This window comes from Methanomicrobium mobile BP, assembly GCF_000711215.1.
Classification (GTDB): Archaea; Halobacteriota; Methanomicrobia; order Methanomicrobiales; family Methanomicrobiaceae; genus Methanomicrobium; species Methanomicrobium mobile.
The window spans coordinates 141,326-167,544 of sequence record NZ_JOMF01000004.1 but is presented as its reverse complement, the minus strand read 5'-3'; the positions used below and the strand labels follow the sequence as shown (position 1 = coordinate 167,544).

Annotated in this window: 19 protein-coding genes and 1 tRNA gene; 15 read left to right on the top strand and 5 right to left on the bottom strand. The window is 49.8% G+C overall.

Translation table 11 applies throughout. The annotated features are described in order from the left end of the window. Nucleotides 1-5 precede the first annotated feature (5 nt). Nucleotides 6-2,015, bottom strand: coding sequence for an agmatine deiminase family protein (locus T502_RS00745; protein WP_042705184.1), 2,010 nt, complete (start codon nt 2,013-2,015; stop codon nt 6-8). 1,145 nt (nt 2,016-3,160) lie between these two features. Between T502_RS00745 and T502_RS00740 the strand changes: the two genes are divergently transcribed. The 4 genes from T502_RS00740 (at nt 3,161) to T502_RS00725 (ending at nt 6,874) form a co-directional block, all read left to right on the top strand. After that, nucleotides 3,161-4,597, top strand: a complete 1,437-nt coding sequence (locus T502_RS00740; RefSeq protein WP_052358943.1) for a BaiN/RdsA family NAD(P)/FAD-dependent oxidoreductase — start codon at nt 3,161-3,163, stop codon at nt 4,595-4,597. A gap of 93 nt (nt 4,598-4,690) precedes the next feature. Next, entirely contained in the window at nt 4,691-5,377 is a 687-nt protein-coding gene (locus tag T502_RS00735; protein ID WP_042705183.1) for an amino acid ABC transporter permease, read from the top strand. 40 nt (nt 5,378-5,417) lie between these two features. Beyond that, nucleotides 5,418-6,182 (top strand): amino acid ABC transporter ATP-binding protein, encoded by a 765-nt coding sequence (locus T502_RS00730; RefSeq protein WP_042705182.1) that lies wholly within the window; start codon nt 5,418-5,420, stop codon nt 6,180-6,182. Nucleotides 6,183-6,187: 5 nt separating this feature from the next. After that, nucleotides 6,188-6,874 carry an amino acid ABC transporter permease gene (locus T502_RS00725; RefSeq protein WP_042705181.1) on the top strand — a complete coding sequence of 229 codons (687 nt, stop codon included), beginning with the start codon at nt 6,188-6,190 and terminating at the stop codon, nt 6,872-6,874. A gap of 86 nt (nt 6,875-6,960) precedes the next feature. Here the strand turns inward: T502_RS00725 and T502_RS00720 are convergent, their stop codons facing one another. The 3 genes from T502_RS00720 to T502_RS00710 form a co-directional block, all read right to left on the bottom strand. Beyond that, nucleotides 6,961-7,758, bottom strand: a complete 798-nt coding sequence (locus T502_RS00720) for an ABC transporter substrate-binding protein (RefSeq protein ID WP_042705180.1) — start codon at nt 7,756-7,758, stop codon at nt 6,961-6,963. A 161-nt stretch (nt 7,759-7,919) separates the two neighbouring features. Then, nucleotides 7,920-8,741, bottom strand: coding sequence for an ABC transporter substrate-binding protein (locus tag T502_RS00715; protein ID WP_042705179.1), 822 nt, complete (start codon nt 8,739-8,741; stop codon nt 7,920-7,922). A gap of 184 nt (nt 8,742-8,925) precedes the next feature. Continuing rightward, on the bottom strand, nt 8,926-9,798 hold the full coding sequence (locus tag T502_RS00710) for an ABC transporter substrate-binding protein (RefSeq protein WP_042705178.1): 873 nt from the start codon (nt 9,796-9,798) through the stop codon (nt 8,926-8,928). Nucleotides 9,799-10,009: 211 nt separating this feature from the next. On the opposite strand from T502_RS00710, the gene T502_RS00705 reads away from it, so the two are divergent. The 6 genes from T502_RS00705 to T502_RS00670 all read left to right on the top strand — a co-directional run bounded on the left by T502_RS00705 (nt 10,010) and on the right by T502_RS00670 (nt 19,921). After that, entirely contained in the window at nt 10,010-11,302 is a 1,293-nt protein-coding gene (locus T502_RS00705) for a phenylacetate--CoA ligase family protein (RefSeq protein ID WP_042705177.1), read from the top strand. Beyond that, complete coding sequence (locus tag T502_RS00700) at nt 11,299-12,600, top strand: phenylacetate--CoA ligase family protein (protein ID WP_394296300.1); 1,302 nt, start codon at nt 11,299-11,301, stop codon at nt 12,598-12,600. Before T502_RS00705 ends, T502_RS00700 begins: the two co-directional genes overlap by 4 nt. After that, the gene (locus T502_RS00695; RefSeq protein ID WP_042705175.1) at nt 12,600-13,046 is read left to right on the top strand and encodes an ACT domain-containing protein; all 447 of its coding nucleotides are present in this window, start codon (nt 12,600-12,602) and stop codon (nt 13,044-13,046) included. The genes T502_RS00700 and T502_RS00695 overlap by 1 nt, the downstream gene beginning before the upstream one ends. A 72-nt stretch (nt 13,047-13,118) precedes the next feature. Further along, nucleotides 13,119-13,190 (top strand) — tRNA-Arg (locus T502_RS00690). 280 nt (nt 13,191-13,470) lie between these two features. Beyond that, nucleotides 13,471-18,132, top strand: coding sequence for a DUF4011 domain-containing protein (locus T502_RS00680; RefSeq protein ID WP_042705173.1), 4,662 nt, complete (start codon nt 13,471-13,473; stop codon nt 18,130-18,132). Between the two features lie 775 nt (nt 18,133-18,907). Further along, nucleotides 18,908-19,921 (top strand): PDDEXK nuclease domain-containing protein, encoded by a 1,014-nt coding sequence (locus T502_RS00670; RefSeq protein WP_042705171.1) that lies wholly within the window; start codon nt 18,908-18,910, stop codon nt 19,919-19,921. Between the two features lie 172 nt (nt 19,922-20,093). Here T502_RS00670 and T502_RS00665 read toward each other — a convergent pair whose 3' ends face one another. After that, nucleotides 20,094-21,269, bottom strand: coding sequence for a cation:proton antiporter (locus T502_RS00665; RefSeq protein WP_245597717.1), 1,176 nt, complete (start codon nt 21,267-21,269; stop codon nt 20,094-20,096). A 188-nt stretch (nt 21,270-21,457) separates the two neighbouring features. On the opposite strand from T502_RS00665, the gene T502_RS08435 reads away from it, so the two are divergent. The 5 genes from T502_RS08435 (at nt 21,458) to T502_RS00635 (ending at nt 26,216) form a co-directional block, all read left to right on the top strand. Beyond that, entirely contained in the window at nt 21,458-22,093 is a 636-nt protein-coding gene (locus tag T502_RS08435) for an archaellin/type IV pilin N-terminal domain-containing protein (RefSeq protein WP_052358939.1), read from the top strand. A gap of 118 nt (nt 22,094-22,211) precedes the next feature. After that, nucleotides 22,212-22,883: a hypothetical protein gene (locus T502_RS00655; protein WP_042705170.1), complete on the top strand. Its 672-nt coding sequence runs from the start codon at nt 22,212-22,214 to the stop codon at nt 22,881-22,883. Nucleotides 22,884-23,001: 118 nt separating this feature from the next. Next, a complete protein-coding gene (locus T502_RS00650) occupies nt 23,002-23,184 on the top strand; it encodes a hypothetical protein (protein ID WP_042705169.1) in 183 nt (60 codons plus the stop codon). Nucleotides 23,185-23,617: 433 nt separating this feature from the next. Further along, complete coding sequence (locus T502_RS00640; protein ID WP_042705167.1) at nt 23,618-24,034, top strand: MarR family winged helix-turn-helix transcriptional regulator; 417 nt, start codon at nt 23,618-23,620, stop codon at nt 24,032-24,034. Between the two features lie 16 nt (nt 24,035-24,050). Continuing rightward, nucleotides 24,051-26,216 (top strand): heavy metal translocating P-type ATPase, encoded by a 2,166-nt coding sequence (locus T502_RS00635; protein ID WP_042705166.1) that lies wholly within the window; start codon nt 24,051-24,053, stop codon nt 26,214-26,216. Nucleotides 26,217-26,219: the final 3 nt, after the last annotated feature.

The following is a 26,219-nucleotide window of genomic DNA, read 5'->3' as shown; positions in this document are numbered from 1 at the left end:
TAAAGTTATTTGTAAGTTTTCGGCTGCTGCTGGCTTACGCAGTGTATCGTGCCCAGTCCGTAGACCATTTCGCGGCAGTTTATGCCTATGACTTTGCGGTCTTTGAAGACATCCTGAATTATTTCGAGGGCAATGCGGTCGTTTTCGCAGCCGAAGGTCGGGACGAGGACGGCGGTGTTGGCGATATAGAAGTTGGTGTAGCTTGCGGGCAGGGGATATTCGTCGTCGATTTTATCGGGCATGGGGACGGTGACGATTTTTAGGGGGTTGCCGTCGGCGTCGGTTGCGGCTCTGAGAATTTCGAGGTTTTCTTTGAGGACGGCGTAATTTTCACTCCCGCTGTTTGTTTCGTCTTCGACGGCGCAGATGACCGTGTTTTCGTTTACGAAGCGGGCTATGTCGTCGATGTGTCCGTCGGTATCGTCGCCTTCAAGTCCGCGGTTGAGCCAGATGACTTTTTCGGCGCCGAGGTATTCCGAGAGGTATTCTTCTATCTCCGACTGATTGAGCCGCGGATTTCGGTTTTCGTTTAAGAGGCACTGCTTTGTGGTGAGCAGGAGTCCTCTGCCGTTTACGTCGATTGAGCCGCCTTCGAGGACGATCTCGGCGGAGAATTTCGGGATGTTGTCGGTCGCGGCTATCCAAGCGGGGATGTTGTTGTCGGGGCGCAGTTCGTCGTATTTGCCGCCCCATGCGTTGAAGACCCAGTCGGTGATGGCAATGCGGTCGTTTTCGCCGGCATTCTCCGCATCCCGTTTTACGACGAAGATTGGTCCGTAGTCCCTGAACCAGACGTCGGCGTATCTGCGGATGCGGAAACTGACTTTGGTGAGGTCTGCGCCGGCATCGGCGAGCATTTCGCAGACGCGGTTTCGCATGGTTTCGTCGAGGACAAGGAGTCTGACTTCTTCGCCGCCGCTGTTTGCGATTGCGGTTATTATCTTGATATAGGACTGTTCGACGGCGTCAAGCTCTTCGAAGGTTTCTTCGTCGTGGGGGAATGCCAGCCAGACGGCGTCGTGCGGTTCCCATTCGGCGGGCATGCGGTATCCGCATTTTTTCGGGGTTGCGGGCAGGTTTTTCGGAGATGCGTGCCAGCCTTCGCTTAAGAAACGCTCGTCCTGCGAGCCCGTGATTGCATGATAGCGGTCGGGACGGCGGTTTTTCATGAAGCCCCAGCCGGCGCGGATGTCGTCGTTTAAGTCAAAGTCGATATCGGCGAAGATGATGCCCTGCTCGTTGCCCGCTTGCGCAACGACGTTTCCGAAGGGGTCGCAGACGAAGGATCCGCCCCAGAAGTCGAGTTCTTCCTCAATGCCGACACGGTTTACCGCCGCTATCCAGAGGCTGTTGGCGATGGCGTGACCGCGCTGCACGGTCTTCCACGCTTCCCGCCAGTCGCCTTCGGCTGTTTCTTCGTCGGCGTATTCCTTCGGTCTGCCGATTGCCGTCGGGTAAAAAATTGCCTGTGCGCCTTTTATCGCCGCGATTCTTGCGCTTTCTGGGAACCACTGGTCATAGCAGATTAATACGGCAATGCGTCCGTAGGTGGTCTCGAAGACGGGTATTTCGTCGCCCGGGGCGAAGTAGTTCTTTTCGTAGAAGTAAGGGTCGTAGGGGATGTGCATCTTGCGATACGGCGGAAATACGGTGCCGTCGGAGTTGATTACCGCCGCCGAGTTGCGGTATGTGTGTGTGCCTGCGGTTTTAACGCCGGAGTCCCGTCCGTTTGGGCATTTCTCGAATAAGGGGACGATTATTACGGCATGATGCCTCTTTGCCGCGGCTGCGAATGCGGCGATTGTGTCTCCGTTGAGTTCTTCGGCGAGGTCTTCGGCGGAGATTCCTTCGTCGAAGTGCTCTTTCTGCGGGAAATAGCGGTGCATGAAGAGTTCGGGGAGGCAGATTATCTTTGCGCCGGCGTCTGCCGCCTCTTTTGTCATCGAGAGAGCGTTTTGCAGGTTCTCTTTCGGGTCGCCCGCGACCCGCATCTGAATGAGTGCTGTTTTTACCATCGTTATTGCCGTTATTGACTGTTTTTATCGGAGAATTTTATGAGAGAACTTTCTTTGAAAATATTTTGTCAGAGCCGTTATAATTCTTGTCAATGTAAAAAGGCGACGGCGATAACGACGGCAAGCGTGTTAACGGTGTTAACGGATTTATCAGTGTTAACGGTGTTAACATGTTGGTTGTGCCAATAGCGTTAACGGTGTTAACGTTATTGTCGGTGCTGACATTGTCAACAATGTTAACGGTGTTAACAACGCCCGGGGTGTTAACGGCGTTAACTGTTTGCGGGAAAAGTGCCGTGCCGGTTAAATATCTGCGGTAAAACTGCGAAATCAAAAAAATAATAATGATCTGCCCTTGTTCGGGCAGATCCCGTTAAAGAACCGTTAGGTGTTTTTGTGCGTTTGAGGATTCCGACCCGTTCTTAAGTGGTCAGTTTATCGCGGGTCGGATTAATGAATGATCTTGCCCGTGGGACGGTCAGATTCACACGGGCTTATGACATGCGTTTTTAAATGTGACAGTGCTTTTTTGCGTAGAGTGAGTGATTTATCGTTCCGATTGCTTATCGGACTTCCTTTGGTATGATTTATTTGATTGTGTGCCTGTATGTTTTGCTTGTGAATCAGAGTATATGCTCTCGCCGGAACATCATGATGGTATCCCGCAAATTTCTCCGCGGGTACTTATGACTTTATGCATGTTTATCGGTCTTCATCTATGTCAGCAGGCGTAAAACCATATAAAACCCATCTTTTCAGTTCGTTATCACCATTTTAGTCGTTTCATTCCCCCTTTTAAGTCTATACCCTAAAATCAACTTCAAACTATATATATTTTCTTCAACTTTTCCTGACGCAAAGCCGGTTTGAAAGCGGCGATACGCATAACGGAAAAATCTCGCGTGGTTTTGGAAAATCGGCATGTTACGCAGTTATATCATATCGGAAATCAGGCGAAATTTTATCTTGTCGGATAAATAATTATCGTGCATATTATACAAAACGTTTAAGTACTGCGGATTATGCCCCGATTATGCTCATTGTTCATGTCATTGATTATGCCCCGATTATGTCCGGAATCGTAATGACTCATGTATTTATCAGCCGCAAAAATAATCTGTATTAAGCGGAGATTTTACTGAAATATGAATTCGGCTGAGAATACCGGCAAATGCGGGGAAGATTTCCGCGAAGGGCGCAGTATGCCTTTCGTCTGGGATGCGGCAATAGTCGGCGGGGGTCCGGCGGGGCTTGTCTGTGCGGAAACCGCCTCGGGCGGCGGGCGAAACAGTGTGCTTCTCCTTGAGAAGAAGAGTACCTGCGGGCGGAAACTTCTCATTACGGGGCAGTCGCAGTGCAATCTGACTCACGGCGGCGATATAAGGGAGTTCTTCGGGCACTACGGCGGCAACGGTCAGTTTCTGAAGGCTTCGCTCATGGGGTTTTCCAACCGCGATCTGCTTGAATCCTTTGAGTTGCGGGGGCTTAAGACCGAGACCGACGGTAACGGCAAGGTATTTCCGGTGAGCAGGAGGGCCGCGGATGTTCTGGAGGTGCTTCTCGGAAGGGTGCGTGACTGCGGGGTCGAGATCCGATGCGGAGAGTCCGTCCGCGATGCGGTTTTTGCCGGCGGCGATTTCGGCGGTGACGGAGATAACGGTGATCTCGGAGACTGCGGGGAGGGAATCTTCGAGATATCGACGGAATCCGGGCGCTTTTATGCGAAAAATCTTGTTATCGCCTGCGGCGGCATGACCTATCCCGCGACGGGTTCGGAGGGCGACGGCTACGGACTTGCGGAGTCGTTCGGGCATACGATAACGCCGGTTGCCCCCGCACTATGTGCGTTTGTCATCGGCGATTACCCGTTTGCAAGCCTTTCGGGGATTTCCTTCCCTAATGCGGTGATATCTCTCTATCACGGGAATAAGAAGATCCGCGAGAATGTCGGGGATATCCTCTTTACTCATAAGGGGGTTTCGGGTCCGGGGATCCTTCATCTCTCCAGATATGCGGAGAAGGGGGATTTCATCCGCGTTTCGTTCATAGAGGGCATGACGGCGGAGAAATTCCGTGAGAGTCTTACGCGGCTTGCGGCGGAGAACCCGAAGAAACTCGTGAAGTCGGTGCTTTCGGGCGCAGGGGGTGTCGGCAGTATCGGCAGTGTCGGCGGCGCTGTTGGCGGTAACGGCGGTAACGGCAACGTCGGAAACGCGACCGTGATTCCCGAAAGGTTTGCTCGCATGGTTATGGAGATTACGGGAATCGATGAGTGGCTTACCTGTGCGCATCTGACGAAAGAGAACCGGAACAGGCTTACCGAAGCCTTCTGCGACTGCAAACTGACGATTAAGGCGCTCGGCGGCATCAACGAGGCGATGGTCACCCGCGGCGGCGTCTGTCTGAAAGAGATAAACCCGAAGACCATGGAGTCGAAGCTGTGTAAGGGTCTTTATTTTGCGGGCGAGGTCATGGACATAGACGGCGATACGGGCGGATACAATCTTCAGGCGGCATTCTCGACGGGATATGCCGCGGGTGCCGCCATAGATAAAAAACTTCGGAATTCAGAAGGTGCGTGACCGCGGGGTCATGCAGGACAAAAAGAGAAGTATAAAAAAATCATAGGATAAATAGGTACTGCTTAAGACTGCTAATACAGGGGTGCGCACTGGATGGACTTGTTTTCGGTGGTTGCGGAATGGTTTCCGTATCTTGTTGAGGGTATTCTGGTTACCGTAGGGCTTGTAGCCTCCGCTCTTATCATCGGCGCATGTCTGGGTCTGCCCATGGCAATCGGGCAGGTATACGGGAGCAGACCGCTGAAATATGTCATCGGTCTGTATGTCTGGTTTTTTCGCGGTCTTCCCGTCCTTGTTCTGCTCTTCATGTTCTATTTCACGATCTTTCCCCTGCTCAATCTGGATTTGGATGCGTTCTTCGTGGGCGCAACCGTTCTCGGACTTCGCGGTGCGGCTTATCAGTCGCAGATCTTCCGCGGCGCCATCCAGTCGATAAGCGAGGGGCAGATGACGGCGGCACGCTCCCTCGGAATGAGCCGTGCGGCGGCAATACGGACGATTATCATCCCGCAGGCAGTCCGCATCGCACTTCCCGGGTGGTCGAACGAGTATCCGAATATTCTGACCGATTCGGCAATCTGCTACGCTATCGGCGTTGCCGAACTCCTGACGAGGACTTCGCAGATTGTGACACAGACCTATATTACGATGCCGATTTACATTCTCTGTGCTCTGATGTTCATTATGCTGAATTTCGCGGGAATGCGGGTGATTGCATATCTCGAGAAGAGGGTTGCCATCCCCGGATTTTCGGGAGGCGGTCAGGCGGGAATAGTGTGAGGAGTGTGAGGACGGGTAGGAAGAAGACCCGGGTGATATTATGAGTGAAAATAAGACCGACTACATATTGCGGGTGGAGGACATACACAAGACCTACGGCGATGCCGAGGTGCTCAAAGGGGTCTCGTTCAATGTCCGTAAGGGCGATACCATTGTCTTTATCGGACCGTCGGGGACGGGTAAGAGCACTCTGCTTCGCTGTATCAATCAGCTGACCGTGCCCGACAGCGGAAGGGTTTGGCTTCACGACGAGGAGGTCACGAACAGCGGCAAGAAGATCAATCGGTTCCGGCAGAAGATCGGGATGGTCTTTCAGAATTTTTACCTTTTCGATCATCTGACGGCAATAAAGAATGTCGAGATTGCGCTTATCAAGGTCAAGGGCATGAGCCCCGAGGCGGCGCGTGAGAAGGCGCTTTACGAGCTTCGGCAGGTCGGAATGGAGGATTTCGCCGACCATTATCCGGCGGAGCTTTCGGGCGGTCAGGCTCAGCGTGTCTCGATTGCAAGAGCGCTGGCGATGGAGCCGGACGTCATCCTCTTCGACGAGCCCACGTCGGCGCTCGATCCGGAGCTTACCCGCGAGGTCCTCGAGGTCATGAGGAAGCTTGCCCTCGAGGGCATGACCATGCTTGTCGTCACTCACGAGATGGGTTTTGCAAGGTCGGTTGCGACCGAGATCGTCTTCATGGAATCCGGCGTCATTCAGGAGATCGGAACGCCCGCGGAGGTCTTCGGAGACGGCGGCGGGTTTGAGAGAATACGCAGTTTCATGGGAAAAATCGGTGATTTGAGCGGAGACTGACCATTATGGATGAGACAGCCCAGTTTATCGATTTCTGTATTAACATACTCTTTCCGGCGCTTGCCGACGGTCTTATGATAACCGTACTGCTGGTGCTGATTACCGCGCCTTTCGGGATTGCCTTCGGCGTTCTGCTTGCGGTCGGTCGGGTTTACGGTAAGAGTTACGGCAATTGGATATGCAGGCTGTTTGTGGGTTTTGTGAAGGGTTGCCCGCTTATGCTCCTTCTGTTCATCCTCTATTTCGGTCTTCCGACCGTGCCTTACGTGGGTGTTACGTTTGACGCGTTTACGGCGTCGATTATCGGTTTTATCTGCTGCAACAGCGCTTACAACTCGGAATACGTTCGCGGCGCCATCATCTCGGTGAAGGAGGGTCAGCTGATTGCGGCGAGCGCTCTGGGTATGACGAAGCGGCAGGCTATTATGTATATCGTTCTGCCGCAGGCTCTGAGAAGGGCAATCCCGGGGCTTTCCAACGAGTTTATTTATCTTATCAAGTATTCCTCGCTTGCCTACATGATCACGCTCGTGGAGCTTACCGGCGCCGGCAAGATCGTTTTCACGAAGTATTTCGAGCCCGGGGTTTTCTTTGTCGTGGGCATCGTGTATCTGGCGCTGGTTACGGTTACGACGGTGGGTGCGAATGCCCTCGAGAAGAAGTATGCCGTGCCGGGCACACAGAAGAGATGACGGGATAAACGGATAAAAAAGTATTTTTCTATTTATTTTGATTTTTGATTTTTATTTTTGGTTTTTACTTTCGGGTTTTATCCGTTTCAGTTGTTTTCGTTGAGTTCGTATTTTGCTATGAGTTCTGCCCACTTGGGACTATCTTTGAGGTGTTTAAGACCGGCGTTGAGCTTTTCGAGAAGCTGTGCGTCCTCTTTTCTGACGGCAATGCCGTATTTTTCGTCGGTATTGATTGCGCCGATGAATTCAAGGTTTTTGTCTTCGATTGCCTCGATTAGTCCCGGGGTATCATAGATTAGGGCGTCAATCTGTCCGTCTTCGAGTGCCCTGATTGCACCCGGGAAATCGTCGTAGAGTTTGAATCTGTCCTTTTTAAGGACGCCGATGCCGACAAGGTATCTTTGAACCCATTCCGCCGCCGTGCTCTCTTTGGGTGCGCCCGTGACTGCCGAGCCGCTCATGACCTTTTCCATTGTGATCTGCGAGCCGTTCTTTACGGCGACGCCCTGATTGATTGCCCAGTAGGGGTCGGAGAAGGAGATTATTTCGGCGCGTTCGGGTGTAATCGAGAGACCAGTGTAGATCATGTCGATCTTTTTGTCGAGGAGTGCGGAGATGATTCCTTTCCATTCTCTGGTTTTGAACCGTATGTCGAGTCCCTGATCCTGCGCTATCCAGATCATGGATTCGACGTCGAATCCTACCGGGTTTCCTTTTTCGTCGAGGTAGGTATGGGGCGGATAGAATTCGTCTATGCCGACGATGTAGTATGTCCGGTCGGGGTCGGGGATGTCGTTGTCCGGCGGCGTTCCGGTGCAGCCAGCGATTACGGCGGCGATGACCGCGATTGCGAGGAGGGCTATGGGCAGGATCTGTTTGTGCATGTTTAACAGTAGGTATATTAAGGTATAATATTTGTGCAGGGTATCTGCGGCTGTCTGCGTCCGTATGCGACACATGCGGCGGACCGCACGGATGCGTAAAAGAGGGCGTAATCGGGCGTTTCAAAAAAAAATAGAGTTTGTCGGGCTGTCCGGCTCTGTCTTTATTCGAGTTCGTATTTCTTTACGAGTTCCGCCCACTTGGGGCTTGCTTTAAGGTTCTTGAGACCGGTGTTGAGCATGTCCAGAAGTTCGATGTCTTCGTTTCTGACGGCGACGGCGTAGTTTTCTTCGGTGTTTTCGACAATGCCGAGGAATTCAAGGTCTCTGCCTTTGAGGTTCTTTTTGACGAAGGGTGTGTCGTACATCGCGGCATCTATGCGTCCGCTCTCGAGATCGGTTATTGCGAAGGGGAAATTGTCGTATAAGACGAGTTTGCCGCTGTCGAGTATTCCTTTGCCGATGAGGTTTTCCCTAATCCACCCTTCGGCGGTCGAGCCTCTCTGAGTGCCGATCTTCGCTTTGCCGCTCATGACATCGTCGAGCGTGAGAGGGGAGTTTTTCTTCACGGCGATTCCCTGATCGGTTACCCAGTAGATGTCGGAGAAGGCGACTTTTTCGGCGCGCTCGGGGGTTATTGTCATGCCGGAATAGACCATGTCAATCTTTTTTGCGAGGAGTGCGGGGATGATTCCGTCCCATTCCACCGTCCGGAATTCTATGTTCAGTCCCTGATCTTCGGCTATCCATTTCGCCGATTCTATGTCGAATCCCTGCGGTTTTCCGTCTTTGTCGATGTAGGAATAGGGCGGGTATTTTACTTCGATGCCGACCGCGATTGTTTTTCCGCTTTCGATTCCGTTCGCGTTTCCGGTTACGTTTTGTGTGTCGGATGAGGGTGATGCGGGTGTTGTCGTGCAGCCCGCGATTACGGCGGCAATAATCGCGATTGCGAGTAGGGATACGGGCAGGATCTTTTTGTGCATGTTAAACAGTAGGGATATTACGGGTATAATATTTGTGCAGGTAGCATGCGGCTTAATCGGCTGTATGCGTCTGCCGCACGATTGCGTAAAAGAGAATACTGCGGGCTCTAAAAGTTGCTAAATCAAAAAATATGGTTATTTTTTGATCTTTTCAGTGTGTCCGTTTTTGCCGGACGCTTTTGGTTTACTCGAGTTCGTGTTTCGCTACGAGTTCTGCCCACGCCGGGCTGGCTTTCAGGTTCTTGAGACCCGCGTTCATCTTCTCGAGAAGTTCGGTGTCCTCGTTTCTGATGGCAATACCGTATTCTTCGCCGGTCTCGATTGTGCCGAGGAATTCAAGGTTTTTGCCTTCGATTGACTTCCTGACGACGGGTGTGTCGTACATTGCGGCATCGATGCGGCCGTTCTCGAGGTCGGTGAGTGCGAGCGGGAAGTTGTCGTATAATACGAGTTTGCTTGCGTCAAGGATTCCCTTGTCGATTAATTCGTTCTGGATCCATTCGGCAGCGGTGCAGCCTCTCTGGGTTCCGATCTTTGCTTTGCCGGACTTGACGTCGTCAATCGTGATGAACGAGCCTTTCTTTACGGCAACGCCCTGGTTGGTTACCCAGTAGACATCCGAGAAGGTGACTTTGGCGGCACGTTCGGGTGTGATTGACATACCTGCGTAGACCATATCAATCTTCTTTGCAAGAAGTGCGGGGATGATTCCGTCCCATGCGGTCGGCTGGAATTTTACTTCAAAGCCCTGGTCTTCGGCGATCCATTTTGCACAGTCGACATCGAATCCCTGTGCGTTTCCGTCTTTGTCAACGTAGGAATACGGAGGGTATTCGCCGTCGATACCGATGATGTAGACGGTCTTTTCAATGACTGCCGTTGTCGGAGCCTCGGTCTGAGCCTCGGTTTCCGTGGGTGCGGCCGTCGGGTTGTCGGTGTTCGTTACGGGTGTGGGTGTTGCGGTTGCGGCAGACTGCTGCGTGCCCGTACATCCCGCAAACACAGCGGCAAGCACCGCGAGTGCGATAATGCATACAGATAGAATTTTCTTATCCATGTTATTTCAGTTTGTTAAGTACATGTATAATACTTGTGAAAAATTCCGCACCCGCGTTTTTCGTGTATTCGTGTATTCGGGTATTTCGGTATTTTGGTATTCCGGTATCCGGTATCCTGTTTCGGCTCGGCGTCTTTGCGTCGGGTCTGCGGGGGCTTTGGGACGATAGCGATATTATATTGTCATGCTATCGCATAACATAGTAGTGCAAATGTTCTGGAATAAAGAGATGGAGACTCTTAAGGGGGATGCTCTCGAGAGTCTTCAGTTGAAGCGCCTGAAGTGGACTATCCGTCAGGCGGAAAATATACCTTTCTACAAAAAGATGCTCAATGAGTCGGGCGTCGATGCCGACGGCATCAGGAAGATAAGCGACATTCAAAAACTGCCGTTTACGAGGAAGACGGATCTGCGCACGGGGTATCCGTTCGGCTTTTTTGCGGTGCCGAAGAAGCAGGTCGTGCGCATTCACACGACTTCGGGAACGACGGGCAAGCCGACGGTCGTGGGATATACGAGGAAGGATCTCGACAACTGGTCTGAGCTTATTGCCCGCAACATGACAATGACGGGTCTTACGGATGAGGATACGTTCCAGAATGCCGTCAACTACGGTCTGTTTACCGGCGGTCTCGGTTTCCACTACGGCGCCGAGAAGATAGGTATGACGGTGGTTCCGTCGGGCACGGGCAATACGAAGCGGCAGATTGAGATGATAAACGATTTCGGCGTTACCGCACTTCATGCGACGCCGAGTTATGCGATGCATCTTGCCGAGGTTGCGGAGAGTATGGGAACCGACCTGCCGACGCTGAAGACGGGTCTTTTCGGTGCGGAGCCGTGGTCGGACAATATGCGAAAGGCGCTGGAGGAGAGGCTCGGCGTGAGGGCTTTCGATTCCTACGGCATGAGCGAGATGTACGGTCCGGGTGCGGCGTTCGAGTGCGAGGAGAGGAACGGTCTGCATTTCTGGCACGATTCGTATATCGTGGAGATTATCGATCCGAAGACGGGCGAGGTTCTGGAGCCGGGTAATAAGGGAGAGCTTGTCGTGACGCCGATTGTCAAGGAGGCGATGCCGCTTCTGAGGTATCGTACGGGCGACATTACCATGATCCTCGAGGACGAGTGCCCGTGCGGCCGCGGTGCGAAGATTGCGCGTCTTACGGGAAGGAGCGACGATATGCTGGTTATCCGCGGCATCAACGTTTTCCCGTCGCAGATCGAGGATGTTCTGAAGTCGATTCCCGAAGTAGGGGATCAGTTCATGGTCTATGTCGACCGCGTCAACCACCTCGACGAGATGAAGATTGAGGTCGAGATCAAGAAGGAGTTCTTCAGCGGGGAACTTCGCGATCTCGAGAGGATTCAGCGCAAGATACAAGAACAGCTGAAAGCAATATTACAGGTGAGAACCGAGATTGCACTTGTTGAGCCGGAGTCGCTTCCGAGGTTTGAGGGCAAGGCAAAGCGCGTTGTCGATAAGAGAGGTGACAAATTTTGAGATGGAATCCTAGAATTGAGGAGATGCCTGTCGATGAACTGAGGAAGCTTCAGTATAAGCTGATGAAGACGCTGGTCTACAGACTTTACAGTTTTTCGCCGTTTTATCACGACAGGATGAAGGATGCGGGGGTTCACCCCGACGATATCCGTTCTCTTGCCGACGTGAAGAAACTTCCTTTCATGTACAAGAAGGATCTCCGCGACAATTATCCCAACAAGATGTTTACGGCTTCGACGGATGAGCTTGTGCGTTATCATGTTTCGTCGGGAACGACGGGAAAGCCGACCGTGGTCGGATATACGCAGAAGGATCTGGATGTCTGGACGGAGTCGCTTGCACGTTCGCTGACTTCGTGCGGTATCGGCCGCGGGGATGTGATGCAGGTTTCCTACGGTTACGGTCTGTTTACGGGCGGTCTCGGGCTGCACTACGGCGCCGAGAAGGTCGGCGCCACCGTTGTTCCGGCAAGCGTCGGCAGTACCGAGAAGCAGATTACGCTGATTCAGGATCTCAACGTGACTGCTATCGCGTGCACGCCGTCGTATCTGAACCATATCAGCGACGTTGCCGAGAAGATGGGTGTTTCGATTAAGAACGATACTTCGCTTCGCGTCGCGGTTCTGGGAGCGGAGCCGTGGACTGCGGGTATGCGCGACAGGATTCAGGAGAGGCTGGGTATCCGCGCCCACAATATCTTCGGCACTTCAGAAATTTCGGGTCCGATGTTTACCGATTGCGCCGAGCAGAAGGGTATTCATATCTGGGGCGATATCGCCTATACCGAGGTTATCGATTCGGAGACGGGCGAGAATCTTCCCGACGGAGAGAGCGGCGAGCTTGTGGTGACGGTGCTTCAGAAGGAGGCAATGCCCATGATACGCTACCGCGTGGGCGATATTACTTCGCTGGACACTTCGGTTTGTCCCTGCGGGTGCACGCATCCGCGTATCAGCCGCCTTACGGGAAGGGTCGACGATATGCTGATTATCCGCGGCATCAATGTCTTCCCGTCGCAGGTGGAGCACTGTCTTATGCAGATACCCGAGATCTCGGGTCAGAACTACATGATTATAGTGACCCGCGACGGTTCGCTGGACAGCATGCGTGTTCAGGTGGAGCTGCGTAAGGAGTTCTTCTCGGATAAGATCGACGATCTTCTCGAGATAAGAAAGAAGGTGGCGTATGAGCTTAAGAACGCACTCAACGTGAGCGTGGATGTGGAGCTTACGGCGCCGGATTCGCTTCCGCGTTTCGAGGGTAAGGCGAAGAGAGTTATTGACAGGAGAGTATTATAATGACGGAAAATTCAGATTCTTGCAAGTATGTTATAAGACAGATCTCGGTCTTTTCCGAGAACAAACCCGGTCGCCTTTCGGCGATTGCGAAGGGGCTCGAGGAGGCGGACGTTAACATCTATGCTTTCTCGATTGCCGAGTCGAAAGGTTTCGGCGTCGTGAGGCTTATCGTGGATAAGTCGACGGCGGCTCTGAAGAAGCTCGCGGATATCGGTTTCATGGTTTCGTATACGGATGTTATCGGTATCAAGATGGAGGACAGACCGGGAGGTCTTTACGAGACGGCGTCGATTCTCGGGGATGCGGGTATCAATATCGAGTATGCGTATGCGTATTCGGGCAGGAACGGCGCGGTTCTCATCATCCGCGTCGATGACGTCACGTCGGCGGTCAAGAAACTTCTTGCGGCGGGCAAAGAGCTTATCAAAGCGGAAGAGTGCCTGTAAGCACACTCTTAATCCGCTGTTTTTTAATCTTATCAGATTCAATACTAATAGCGTTATTTTATCACCCTGTGCGGACCCATAGGGTAGAGGATATCCTTTTGGGCTTCGAACCCAAAGACGCGGGTTCGATTCCCGCTGGGTCCGTTTTTTATGATTTTGCAATTCTGATGTTTTTTGATGTTCTAAAGGTTCTTGTGTGTTTTTTAGTGTTTTTGACCATAAAATTCGTGATTTTTGGCGATATATTGACAAAGGAAAGCATAATATGGGTTTATGAAACACTATTAATTATTCTGGCAGACTCATTTTCCGTGACCATGATAAAATGAGGGCGTTTCAATTACATTATTCGGAATGCGCCGACTGGCAGGCGTAAACACCGAATACGGGTTTTATACGGCAATGCCTGAACGAAGGGATCAGTATGGACACAAAGAAATTAGAGAAATGGGCGAGTCTGTTATTGGATACCGGGAAACGAAACAATCTGGTAAATTTCAGAGATACCAAGGTTTCCACTCTTGAAATAATCCTGCCGTCTGCATCGGAATTATTTGACAAAATAGAGACCTCATTCTCACTTGAAGTATATAATCCCGAGATCATTGATACCACATTTGACGACTATTTCGACTATGAACCTGAAGACGGCGAAGAAGAAACCGAAAAGCCCGTAAAACTTAACCGTGAAGAATATCTCGCAAAATATTGTCCAAAAATTAAAAAATCCCGTCAAATCCTTCTGTATAATCCGAATGTAAGCCCTGTGACGGCGCTCAAGAACATCGACAAAAAGGCGAGGGCGTATATTGAAGAGACGGGTAACAATGTCGCATATCTCGCATTCGGATTCATTCACTGGAACGAAAGCGATGAGTCCAGGCAATTTTTCAGAGCGCCGGTTCTGCTGGTGCCGGTCAAATTCAGAAACGATTCGGCGATAGATCCGTGGTATGTCGAGATGTCGGAGGATGAAATCCTCTTAAATCCCGTATTCAGCTACAAAATACAGGCTGAACGCGGAATAGTTCTCCCCGAATATGAGGACGGAACACTCTACGATTACCTCTCGAAAATCGAGTCAATGGTCGGGAAACTCGGCTGGACGGTATCTCATGAATGTAAAATAGGGATTTTCTCGTTCAATAAGCTGAACATGTATAAGGATCTGATGAATAACAAGGAAGCAATCCTTAGAAACGCCAATATACGAAAATTGCTCGGCGAATCATCAGAAAATGACGGATTTGAGTTCGACGAAAGCGAATATCGGCTTTCCAACCCGCTGATAGAACTTCACAACGTTGTTGACGCGGATTCAAGTCAGATAGAAGCAATCGAGATGGCTAAAGCCGGAAAAAGTTTTGTTCTTCAGGGACCTCCGGGCACGGGAAAAAGTCAGACCATTACAAATATTATCGCCGAATGTCTTTATGACGGCAAAAAAGTCCTCTTCGTATCCGAGAAGCAGGCGGCATTAAATGTCGTATTTGAAAAACTGAAGAAAGCAAGACTGGATGAATTCTGTCTGGAACTGCACAGTTACAAAGCCAATAAAAAAGAAGTCATCGATAACCTCTGCAAGACAATGAGTCTGGCAAAGACCACGGTCTCCAACATTGCCGATGAGAAGATCTTATCCAAAGAAAAGAGTCAGAAGATACTTGATTCATACGAAGTCGAACTTCACAAAAAACGTGAGGGAATCAACCGTTCATTATATCAGTTATACTCCGAATGTGCCGCGTGCCGTGATGCAAAGGAAGTCAAACTTACACTTGAGGATATAGAAAGTAAAGACGAAGATTATCTCCGGTCGGCAATCAATCTCCTTGAGCAGTACGTTGATTTTATTCCGTCAATCGGCTATCAGTACAAGAATAATCCCTGGTACGGTTATAACAATCCGGACACAAATTATCAGACTTATGAAAAGGTAAAAGAATCAGTCGGCATTATGGCTGATGTCTTCGGACAACTTGCGAATATAGAGACATCTGTTGCGGAAAAATACGGCGTAAATCTCGGTTCAATCTCCAAGGCGGCAAAATCCGGCACTATATTTCTTGTCGCCGCAAGATGCAATCTGATTACGCCGACCTTTTTTGAGAGAGAGCGTTTTGATTATATCAAGGAAGAACTCTGGAAGATGGGAGTTCTGGCGAGGCGTATTATCTCATTAAAATCCGAAATCGAGGAAAAATATGATGAAGAAATATACGTGCTCGACGGAGGACACTATCACTATCGTCTGACTGGAAAATACAAGAGTTTCACCTCAAGGATCTTAAGCGGTGAATATAAGGACATAATGAGCGATCTGCGTTTTTACAGCAAAAGCAGGAAGAAAGTCTCATATGACGAAGCCGTTAGAATAACGCAGAAATTGTCCATATATCGTCAGCTTTTGGGTGAATATGCCGAGATGGAAGGACCCGTAAAGAGTTCACTCGGAACTTTATACACAGGGTATGATTCGGACTGGGAAAAGATCAATAACGAACTGTATTATTTCGGAACGGCACTTCAGATCACAGGTGACTTACCTAAAATATCCTGCATGGATAATGAGGAGTATCAGAAATGCCGTGACGAATTCGATCTGATAAGTTATGATCTTAAGAAAGTCCTCAATGAATCCAAAGCAACGGCGGATTATCTTGCGGGATGTTTTGATGTGGAATCCTATGATATCTACAACGCGGATCTTGCGCAGTCACGCGACAAGATGACGGCATGTAAAAATGAAAGCAATAAACTTGAGAACTGGTCACGGTTCAATCGTCTTTACATGCAGATGCATGATCTGGGAATCGACAGGTTTGTCGATGCCGCAATTGCGGCAAATGTGCCTTCTCAGCATATTCCAATCTCATTTAAATACAAATACTATGAGCAATGGATAGATTGTATTATTCATTCTTCGGATGAATTGCTCGCGTTTAACAGGATTACGCATGACAAACAGGTCGAGAATTTTGTTCAGCTTGACAAATTACAGTTTAACATCAGTATATCCCAGATAAGGGCGAAATTGGCGGCAAAAAGACCCTCTCTGGAGTTTGTTTCTGCCAAAAGCCCCGCGGCAATTCTGATGAGAGAAGGTAAAAAGAAGAGAAAACAGAAGAGTGTCAGAAATCTGCTTGATGAACTCGGTACATTCATACAGGAACTGAAACCGTGTTTCCTTATGTCTCCGCAGAGTGTAAGCACGTTTCTTACACAAAAGAGCATCAAATTCGATCTGGTTGTATTTGATGAAGCCTCACAAATCTTCCCTCAGGACGCTGTCGGTTCAATATATCGTGCCGATAAGATGATTGTGGTGGGCGATTCGAAGCAGATGCCCCCCAGCAATTTCTTCGTATCAACCGCCGAGGTGCATGACGATGATGAGGAAACCGGGGATGTGACCGACTTCGAGTCGATTCTTGACATATGTGCGGCATCCGTGAGTCAAAAGCGTCTGAGATGGCATTACAGGAGCAGATTTGAAGAGCTTATAGCATTCTCCAACAAGAATTTCTATGACAACGAACTTATTACGTTCCCTTCATCCATTACAAAAAGGAATGATGAGGGCGTTGAATTCTTCTATGTCGACGGAGGATCCTTTGATCATCATTCAAAGACCAACCGCAAAGAAGCCGAATACATTGTGGATCTTATCTTTAAAAATATTGAAAAACACCCAGACAGAAGTCTCGGTGTCGTTGCCTTCAGTGTATCTCAACAGGATTTGATTGACAATCTACTCTCCAAGAGAAGAGAAACGGATCCGTCAAAAGAATATTTCTTCCGCAAAGATGCTGAAGAACCGTTCTTTGTTAAAAATCTGGAAACCGTTCAGGGTGATGAAAGAGACACCATCATATTCAGTGTAGGATACGCAAAAGATTCAGCAGGTAAATTACTTCACAACTTCGGACCGCTTAACAAAGTCGGCGGTGAAAGAAGGCTTAATGTTGCAGTAACCCGTGCAAAAATAAGCGTTCAACTTGTAGCTTCCATAAAATACATGGATATTGATCTGAGCAGAACCCGGGCGGAAGGTTCGAGACTTCTTAGGGAATATCTTGATTATGCCGAAAACGGCACGATTGCCCTTGACAGATCCGTTGAAGTGGATCCGTTTGAACGGTTTGATTCGCCGTTTGAGGAAGAAGTCTGTGAGTTCCTTAGAAGTAAAGGCTATAAGGTCGATACGCAGGTCGGATGTTCTCAATTTAGGATTGATCTCGGATTAAGGAGACCGGACACTTCGGATTATTTATTGGCGATAGAATGCGACGGTGCCACCTATCATTCATCAAAGAATGCCAGAGACAGAGACAGACTCCGTCAGGAAATTCTGGAGAGTATGGGCTGGAAATTCTACCGCATCTGGTCTACGGACTGGTTCAGGAATAAAGCCGTAGAAAAAGAGAGACTTCTCGAAGCTGTTAAAAATGCAATCACCGATTCCCGTGCCGAGAGAGTAATCTCGGCAAAAGACGATTTCAAGGACTCTTTGATATCTGAAGATGATTCCTTTGAGGGAGAAATAGATGAAAATGATTCGGGATTTCCAGTATATACTCTCGCCAATGACTCTCTGAATGGGAAATCGTTTGATAAAGTAGTGGATATTGTATTAGCCGTATTGGAGATCGAGGCACCAGTGAATGAAGGTTTCTTATTGAAGAGGATAGTTAAGTCGGTATTCGGTAAAGATAAAGTTACAAGTACTGTAAAAAGTAAGTATGAATATTTTATGAAGGACTGCATAGATTATGGAATAATAAGACGAAATGGCTTTTTATATCTTAAAGACAGGAATTCATATGTTTTCAGGATCCCAGGGGATGACCCCGGAGTATATCGTGAGATCAAAGAGATAGCTCCTGAAGAGTTGGCAGCAGGTATGCGTGTAATAATAGAACAAAATGTTTCTATCGATAAGGACGGGTTATATCGTACTGTGGCAAGGTTACAGGGATTCCAGAGATCTTCTCCGAAAATGGTTCCGTATTTAGACTCCGCGTTACAACTGTTAAATAATACAATTGAAATATCCGGAAATATGATTAAGCTTAAATCAAAATGATTCAATTGATCCTTTTTTTACGCTGATATTCTGCAAAAATCGGCGAAAGTTTTTTAAGCGAAAATTTGAAAAAGGTACGCATTTTGTAGCGGATTGGAGCTGACTCTGACCGTGATCCTAAAAAATAATCTGCGCGTATATTGATTGTTTTCGTAATATCTGTCTGAATAATTGTTTTCCAAAAAGGGTACGCAGTGCGTACCTTTTTTGCAGGTTTGGGAAATTTATTTATAGGAGTTTCCTGAAAAGGGTACGCACTTCGTACCTTTTTTGCACTCGGCATCGGTGAAAAACGGCGAAAGTTTTTTTAAGCGAAATTTCGAAAAGGGTACGCACTTTGTAGCGTATTGAATGCTGATTCAGACCGTGATCCTAAAGAATAATCTGTGTGTATATCGTTTGTTTTCGTAATATCTGTCTGAAAAATTGTTTTCCAAAAAGGGTACGCAGTGCGCATCTTTTTTGCAGAGCGGGGAAATATTTTTATATAGGTTTCCTGAAAAGGGTACGCACTTTGTAGCGGGTTGAACCTGACTCCGACCTTGATCTTCAAAAATAATCTGCACGTATATTGTTTGTTTTCTATATATATGCCTAAAAAATTGTTTTTCAAAAAGGGTACGCAGTGCGTACCTTTTTTGCGGATCGGGAAAAGTTATTTATATTGCTTTTCTGAAAAAGGTACGCAGTGCGTACCTTTTTTGCTGTCGGCGTTAAACACAACTATAAGATATTTTAGGATGTCTGGGCGAATATCAAATATGGGGTATATGATATGAACGGCAGATTCTATGACGAGATTAGAGGCATAATTGATGCGGCACGAGACAAGGTCTTTCAGACAGCAAGTTATGCCATGGTCGAAGCCTATTGGCAGATTGGAAAGTCCATAATTGACGAACAGGGTGGAGAAGACCGTGCCGAATATGGGGACGGACTGATCGAGGAACTTTCCGTTCAGATGACGAAGGATTACGGTAAGGGGTTTAATGTTACTAATCTCAAAAATATGCGCAAGTTCTATCTTACCTTCCCGAACGAAGACGCATTGCGCAGTGAATTGAGCTGGACGCACTACCGCCTTTTAATGCGGGTTGAAAACGAAAATGCAAGGCAGTTCTACCTTGACGAAGCCGTAAAATCACAGTGGAGCACAAGACAGTTGGAAAGGCAGATTAACACATTTTTCTATGAGAGACTGCTTTCCAGCCGCAATAAGGATGCGGTATCGCAGGAAATTAAGAAGTTGGAACCGCCAAAAACGCCGGAAGACATAATCCGCGATCCGTATGTGCTTGAGTTCCTCGGACTTACGCCGAATGACGAATTTTACGAGAGCGATCTTGAACAGGCACTGATCACACATCTTCAAAATTTCCTGCTGGAACTCGGAAGAGGCTTTTCATTCGTCGCACGACAAAAAAGGATCACTTTTGACGGTCGGCATTTCAGAATCGACCTTGTATTTTACAACTACATTTTGAAGTGCTTTGTTCTTATTGACCTGAAGGTCGGAGATTTGACGCATCAGGATTTGGGGCAGATGCAGATGTATGTCCATTATTTTGAGCGGGAACTGATGAACGAGGGTGATAACCCGCCAATCGGTATCGTGCTCTGCGCCGCTAAAAGCGATGCCGTTGTAAAATATACCCTGCCGGAAAACGAGACGCAGGTATTTGCATCAAAATACAAGCTGTTCCTCCCTACCGAAGAAGAACTGTTGCGCGAATTGAAAAAGGAATATGATGCTTTGGAATCCGCAAAATCTGATGATTGCAAATCCTAAGGATAAAGTTAAAATAAAATGAAAAGGGTACGCAGTGCGTACCCTTTTTATCGGGGCGCGGTCATGCCTTTACAGGCAATTCCAAGCCTTATGCAAGCAGTTTTCACTTGCCGATTTGTGTTTTTTGCATTTTTTATTTTATTTAAGTGTTTTCCACATTCCGCCTATGGTGCTACGCCTCACCCGCACCTTCAGCCGCAGGTGCCTGCGTATCTCCGTTGCCTTTGATAACCTTCTTCAAAGCAATCGGCGTGAGAATCGTCGTAATCAGACTCATGAGAACAATGGTCACGTAGATATTCTGACCGATAAGTCCCATGGTAAGACCCATAAGAGCGACGACCATCGCCACCTCGCCGCGCGGCGCCATGCCGACCCCTATCACAACGGAATCGCTCTTGGAATATCCGAGGAGCTTTGCCGGAACACCGCAGCCGATGACCTTGGTCAGGATAGCCACGACCGTCAGAACCGCGAGGAACAGGACGGCATCGAAGGTCAGAGCCGACATATCCACGAGAATACCCAGAGAGACGAAGAATATTGACGCAAATATGATGTAGAGATAATCGGCGCCCTCCTCGATATTCTTGCCGTGCTTCAGCTTAACGCCGTTAAAGGAGACACCCGCGATGAACGCACCGATGATAGCCGAAACATCCACCATCTCGGCAAGGGTCGCGTAGAGGAACGCAACCATAACCGCGAAGATGAAGACAAACTCCGGATTCTTGCGGGCAAACTCGGTACTGTCTATCTTCTCCAGCCACCTCGAGATGACGAAGATACCCACGGCGCCCGCAATGACAAGGAAGCCCACCTGAATCAGAATCGTAATTCCGATTGACGCAAGCGAGAACGAACCGGCAACGACCGAAGCCGTAATCGAGAGCGCCAGCAGACTCAGGACATCGTCGATGACGGCGGTACCGATAATCGCCTTCGCAGCCGCAGACTCCAGAAGCGACATCTCGCGAAGCACGTTCGCGGTAATCGCGATACTCGTCGCCGTAAGCGCCGTACCTATAAACAGAGCGCTCACATTGTCGAAACCGAAGACAACCGCCGTCGCATAACCGCCCAGCCACGGCACAATCACGCCCACAAGACCGATAATGCCGAACCGTATATCCGTCAGATCCCTGATGTTAAACTCAAAACCTATGACGAACATCAGAATAACGGCGCCCAGCGAAGCTATACTCTGAACAAAACTCGTATACGTAATCAGACCCAGAAAACTCGGTCCCACGATAAGACCGATAAGAATCTCTCCCACGACCGCCGACTGATGAATGCGCGAAGCCAGCATATAGCCGCCCAGAGCCACGAAAAGCAGAAGACTCATCTGCAATTCGACGGAATCCAAAATATTCACAGGCAACATAATCACTATTTTAAAATCGAAGATATATCAGTCTTTTCACGCGCAATATCGCGGTCGCGGACTAAAAATGGCATATCAGATAATTACTTATTGCATAATCTAAATATCATCTAACATATTAAACGCAGAATACATTCTCGAATCCTGAAATGAGCCGCAACCGAAAAACTCCGAAAAACGCGGGAAACCCGAAGATCCGCAAAGACCGCAGCGCCGGCGGACGCATATCTTCGGAAGGCTTTACCGGGCTTGAAGCCGCAATAGTACTTCTTGCCTTCGTCGTAGTGACAGCCGCCTTCTCCTACGTAGTTCTCGGCAGCGGCTTCCATACCGTTCAGAAAAGTCAGGCGGTAATCTACAGTGCACTCGAGCAGAGCTCCTCGTCCATCCTCGTCGACGAAGTCATGTACATCCGCAACTCGACGACGGGCAACATCGGGATGATTCGGATATACATGAGGAGTCCGCACTCCCTTGTTCCCGCCGATCTCTCCAAGATGACAATCTCTTTTGCAACGCCCGAAGGGTATTGCACCATCGAGCAGGACAGCCCGCTCTACGACAACGGCAATCCGCCGGCGGCGGGAAAATGGAATATCTACAGAAATACGGGCTCCGATGCCGGTAAAGACGCCATACTTCTCTACAACGGCGACTATGCGATAATTCTCGTGCATCTGCCGGCGGACAGGGAGCTGGAACCCGGCGACGAATACTGGATTGAAGTAGTGCAGCCTCTGGGTCTCTCGATGTTCATATCGCGAACCGTGCCCGCTCAGCCGTAACCCCGTAAGCCCACAGACCCGTAAAACCCGTAACTCCCGTAAATCCCTTTTCTTTAACCCCGCAAAAATTTCAGCAGTGATATATCCCTTAGCGCCCAATCATAATGAGAACTCGATTATGGTTGAAGAATTGTCTGCCGAAATTGTGCCCGCCGTCGTTCTGGTCGCATATTTCATAATAATAGTCATAGCCCTGATTGCCGTTCGCAGAAACCGTGCGGGTCAGATCCGCGACCGCGATGACATAAGGCTCGAAAAAAAGTTCAAAGCGAAGTTCTTCCGAAGTCTGACCGAAGGATTTCAGCTTGAATCGATAAAAACCCTCGAAGATATCTTAAATATCTATGAGGCGGTCGCCTCGCTGAGCGACGAAGACATAAGCTACAGATACGGACTCTCGCGCTATCTCCGCGAATACCTCGTGGCTCTCATCTCCAAGGACGAGAAGATAATCCCGCGGACGACACGCGAAGAGGACATCCTCGAATGGAAAAAACTTCTCGACCGCATCATCACCGAGAACGACATTCAGGTGCCCTACTCCGATCTGCCGCCGCTGGAGAGAAACATCCTCAACGACATCACAATCTACCTCAAAAAAGGCGATACCGGGCACATAAACGACAAACTGAAGGAACTCTCAAGGCTCATCAAGGCAAGGGACGGGGAGCTCAACCGCATCCGCAAAAAGACCGACGGCTATCTCCAGATTGCCCTCTTCTGCCTGCTCATGTCGGTCTTCGCCGGCGCCCTCGCGGTCTACCTGTATTACAAACAGCTGGGATTATGAACCGCAGGTTGCGGGTTGCAAAAGTAAAAAATATTTAATCATAGGACTCATGATTAATACGGCAAAGATATGTAAACACCGCGGCAGTCCGTGATACTGCCGCAATATCGGAGGAAATATGGATTATTTAGGATTAGTAGCAATTATTCTCGGACTCATGCTTCTGCTTATGGGCGCGGGAATGACATTCAAGATTGAGATACTCGAGATGATCATGCAGTCTTTCATGGGCGTAATAGCCATGCTCTTCGGTCTTGTGCTCCTCCTCGGCGGCGCGTTGATCGTCAGGGATGATCAGTAATTGCCGAAAGACGGAAAAGCCAAAGACAAAGCAATAAAGGACAGACACAGGAAAAATACAAACACAACCACAACCACACCCACACCAACCACAAAACAGCGTAACCACTGACGCTGACACTAAACAAACTCCACCACAACCACAAAACCACACTAAGATCATACCCCAAACTCCACCGAAATCATACCCCAACCACCACAAACTCCACAAAAATCACCACAACTACCACACCTTTTTTCGCAGTTTTACCCTTAGTCAGTCCATCCGCCGTTACCCGAACTGCCCGTTCCGCCCGTGAATTTAGGTCTGCCTCATTTTTTTCGTAAATTGCGTCTAAAAAAACTATATATTGTTTGATATTCAAACTATGTGTGTGTCAAATAATCATTATGTCAAATAATACGCAGATCAAACAATATGAAACGGGGAAAATATGGATCCGATAGATGAATTGAATGAAAATCTTGTAGAGTTCTTCGACCGCATGTCCTCATGGGAGCAGTCCGTGATTCAGCAGGGAAAGCTCAATGTCGCGGGTGCACACGCAATCGAGAAACTCGGGCAGTTCGGGAGCATGAGCATGAAAGATCTCTCCAAGGCGCTCGGGGTCACGACCGGCACCACCACGATAACGGTCGACAGACTCGAAAAGGGCGGATACGCCGTCCGCGAACGTGCCGACAACGACAGGCGCTCCTATATCATACGCCTGACCGAGAAGGGAAACGATGCGTATCTTGACCATCACCGGCATCACCTCAGCTTTGCGAAGGAGATTGCCGCTTTGCTCACCGACGAAGAGATCGAGTGCTTCACCGCGGTTCTCGAGAAGATAAACAAAGAGATCTAGGTCGAAAGGGGAAAACATGAGTCATCATGAAGAATGCGGCTGCGGATGCACCTGCGGGCACGATCACGAACATCACGACCAAGAACACGCGGAACACGATCATGACCGCGAACATCACGACCCGCACGAACACAGCGGCTCGCACGGCTGTCCCTGCGGCTGCGGTCACGACCACGGCAGAGAACGGGATGCGGATTCGCCGTGGTGGAAGGAACCTGAATACATCCTGCTCGTCATCGCCGGCGTCACGCTTCTAGCGGCGCTAATCGGTGAATACGGCGGTTATCTCACGGCATTTCAGATATCGGCGCTCGCTCTCGTATCCGCGGCTTTCACCGGCATACCGATCATATACTACGCACTCAAAGGACTCATCATCGAAAGAAGAGGACTCTACGAGCTTGCGGGTCTGGCAATCCTCGGCGCCGTCTGGCTCGGCGACTACATGGTCGCCGCCGAAGTGGGTTTCATCCTCACCCTCGGCGAGATTGCCGAAGACTACGGATACAGCCGCTCGCGCAGGGACATACACAAACTGGCCTCTCTCCACCCGAAATTCGGTCTGATAAAGCGCAAAGAACACCGTTGCGACTGCGAAGACCACGAACACGAACACGAGCACGAACACGGCGAATGTCACTGCGAAGACCACGAACATGACGGATGCGGCTGCGAAGATCACGGCGACGAATTCATCGAAGTGCCGGTCGACGATATAGAAGCGGGCGACATCGCACGCATAAGACCCGGCGACATCGTCTGTGCCGACGGAATCGTCATCTCCGGCGCCGCCAGCATGGACGAATCCTGCATCACCGGCGAAAGCATCGCCGTGGACAAAGCCGTCGGCGACATGGTCTATTCCGGAAGCGTAAACCTCAACGGACTCATCGAGATAGAGGTAAAGCGTCGCGGAAACGACTCCACCTACTCGCAGATACTCAAACTCGTCCACGAGGCAGAGGAGAGAAAACCGCCGTCATACCCGTTCATCGAGAAATTCCTGCGGTATTACACCCCGATAACCCTCATTGTCGCGGCTTTAATCCTTCTCGTCACCGGCAGTATCGAGAAGACAATCACCGTCATAATCGTCTCGTGTCCGTGCGGAATCCTCCTCGCAACGCCCTCCGCCGCGATTGCCGCAATCGGCGCGGGAGCAAGGCGCGGAATACTCTTCAAGAGCGGCAGATACCTCGAAGAAGCGGGGCAGATAAACGCCGTCCTCTTCGACAAGACCGGCACGCTGACTACGGGTAAGATGACGGTCACGGCAGTCGAGGCATTCGGCGGCGTCACGAAAGAAGAGGTCATAACCGAAGCGGCAATCGCCGAGAACGGACTTCAGCACCCCGTATCAAAGGCGGTCACGGATTATGCCGCAGAAACAGGCATACCGACCGCCGCGTCGGAGAACGCCGACTGCATACGAACCGCGGTCAACAACGGCATGATCGCCGAATTCAAAGAAAATTCAAAGGTAATTCGGGTCGGCAACCGCCGTTTCACTCAGTCCGCGGACGTAACCTTCACCGATGAGGCGGAAAGTGCCGGCGAACGCTTCTCGACCGCGGGCTACAACACCCTCTTCGTCGTGAGAAACGGCACAATCATCGGCATAATCGGCATCTCCGACAGGATACGCGAGGAATCGCCGCGTGTAATCTCGCAGCTCAAAGACGCGGGAATACGCAAACTTGCCATCCTCTCCGGCGACAAAGACGAGATTGTGCGCAGTATAGCCGGGAAATGCGGCATAAATTCCGAAGACCTCTACTCCGGCATACTCCCCGCCGACAAAAAAGAGATCACGGAAAAGTATCAGAAAGAAGGCTACAAAGTCTGCTTCGTCGGCGACGGCGTCAACGACAGCCCCGCACTTGCGCAGGCGGACCTCGGCGCCGCAATCGCCTCGCGTGAGAACACCGCGGCAATCGAGACCGCACATGCCGTAATCCTCCGCGACAGCCTCGAAGCCGTCGGCATGCTTCTTAAGATCGGAAAGACGGCGGTGCGGACGATCAAATTCAACACCGCATTTGCCGTCCTGATATCCGCGGGACTCGTCATCCTCGCCCTTTTGGGCATAGTTACCCCCGTCGTCGGCGCACTCGGTCACGAGGTCGCGGTCATGGGAGTCCTCGTCAACTCCGCACTCCTGCCGCTGAAACTCGGCAGGTAAACC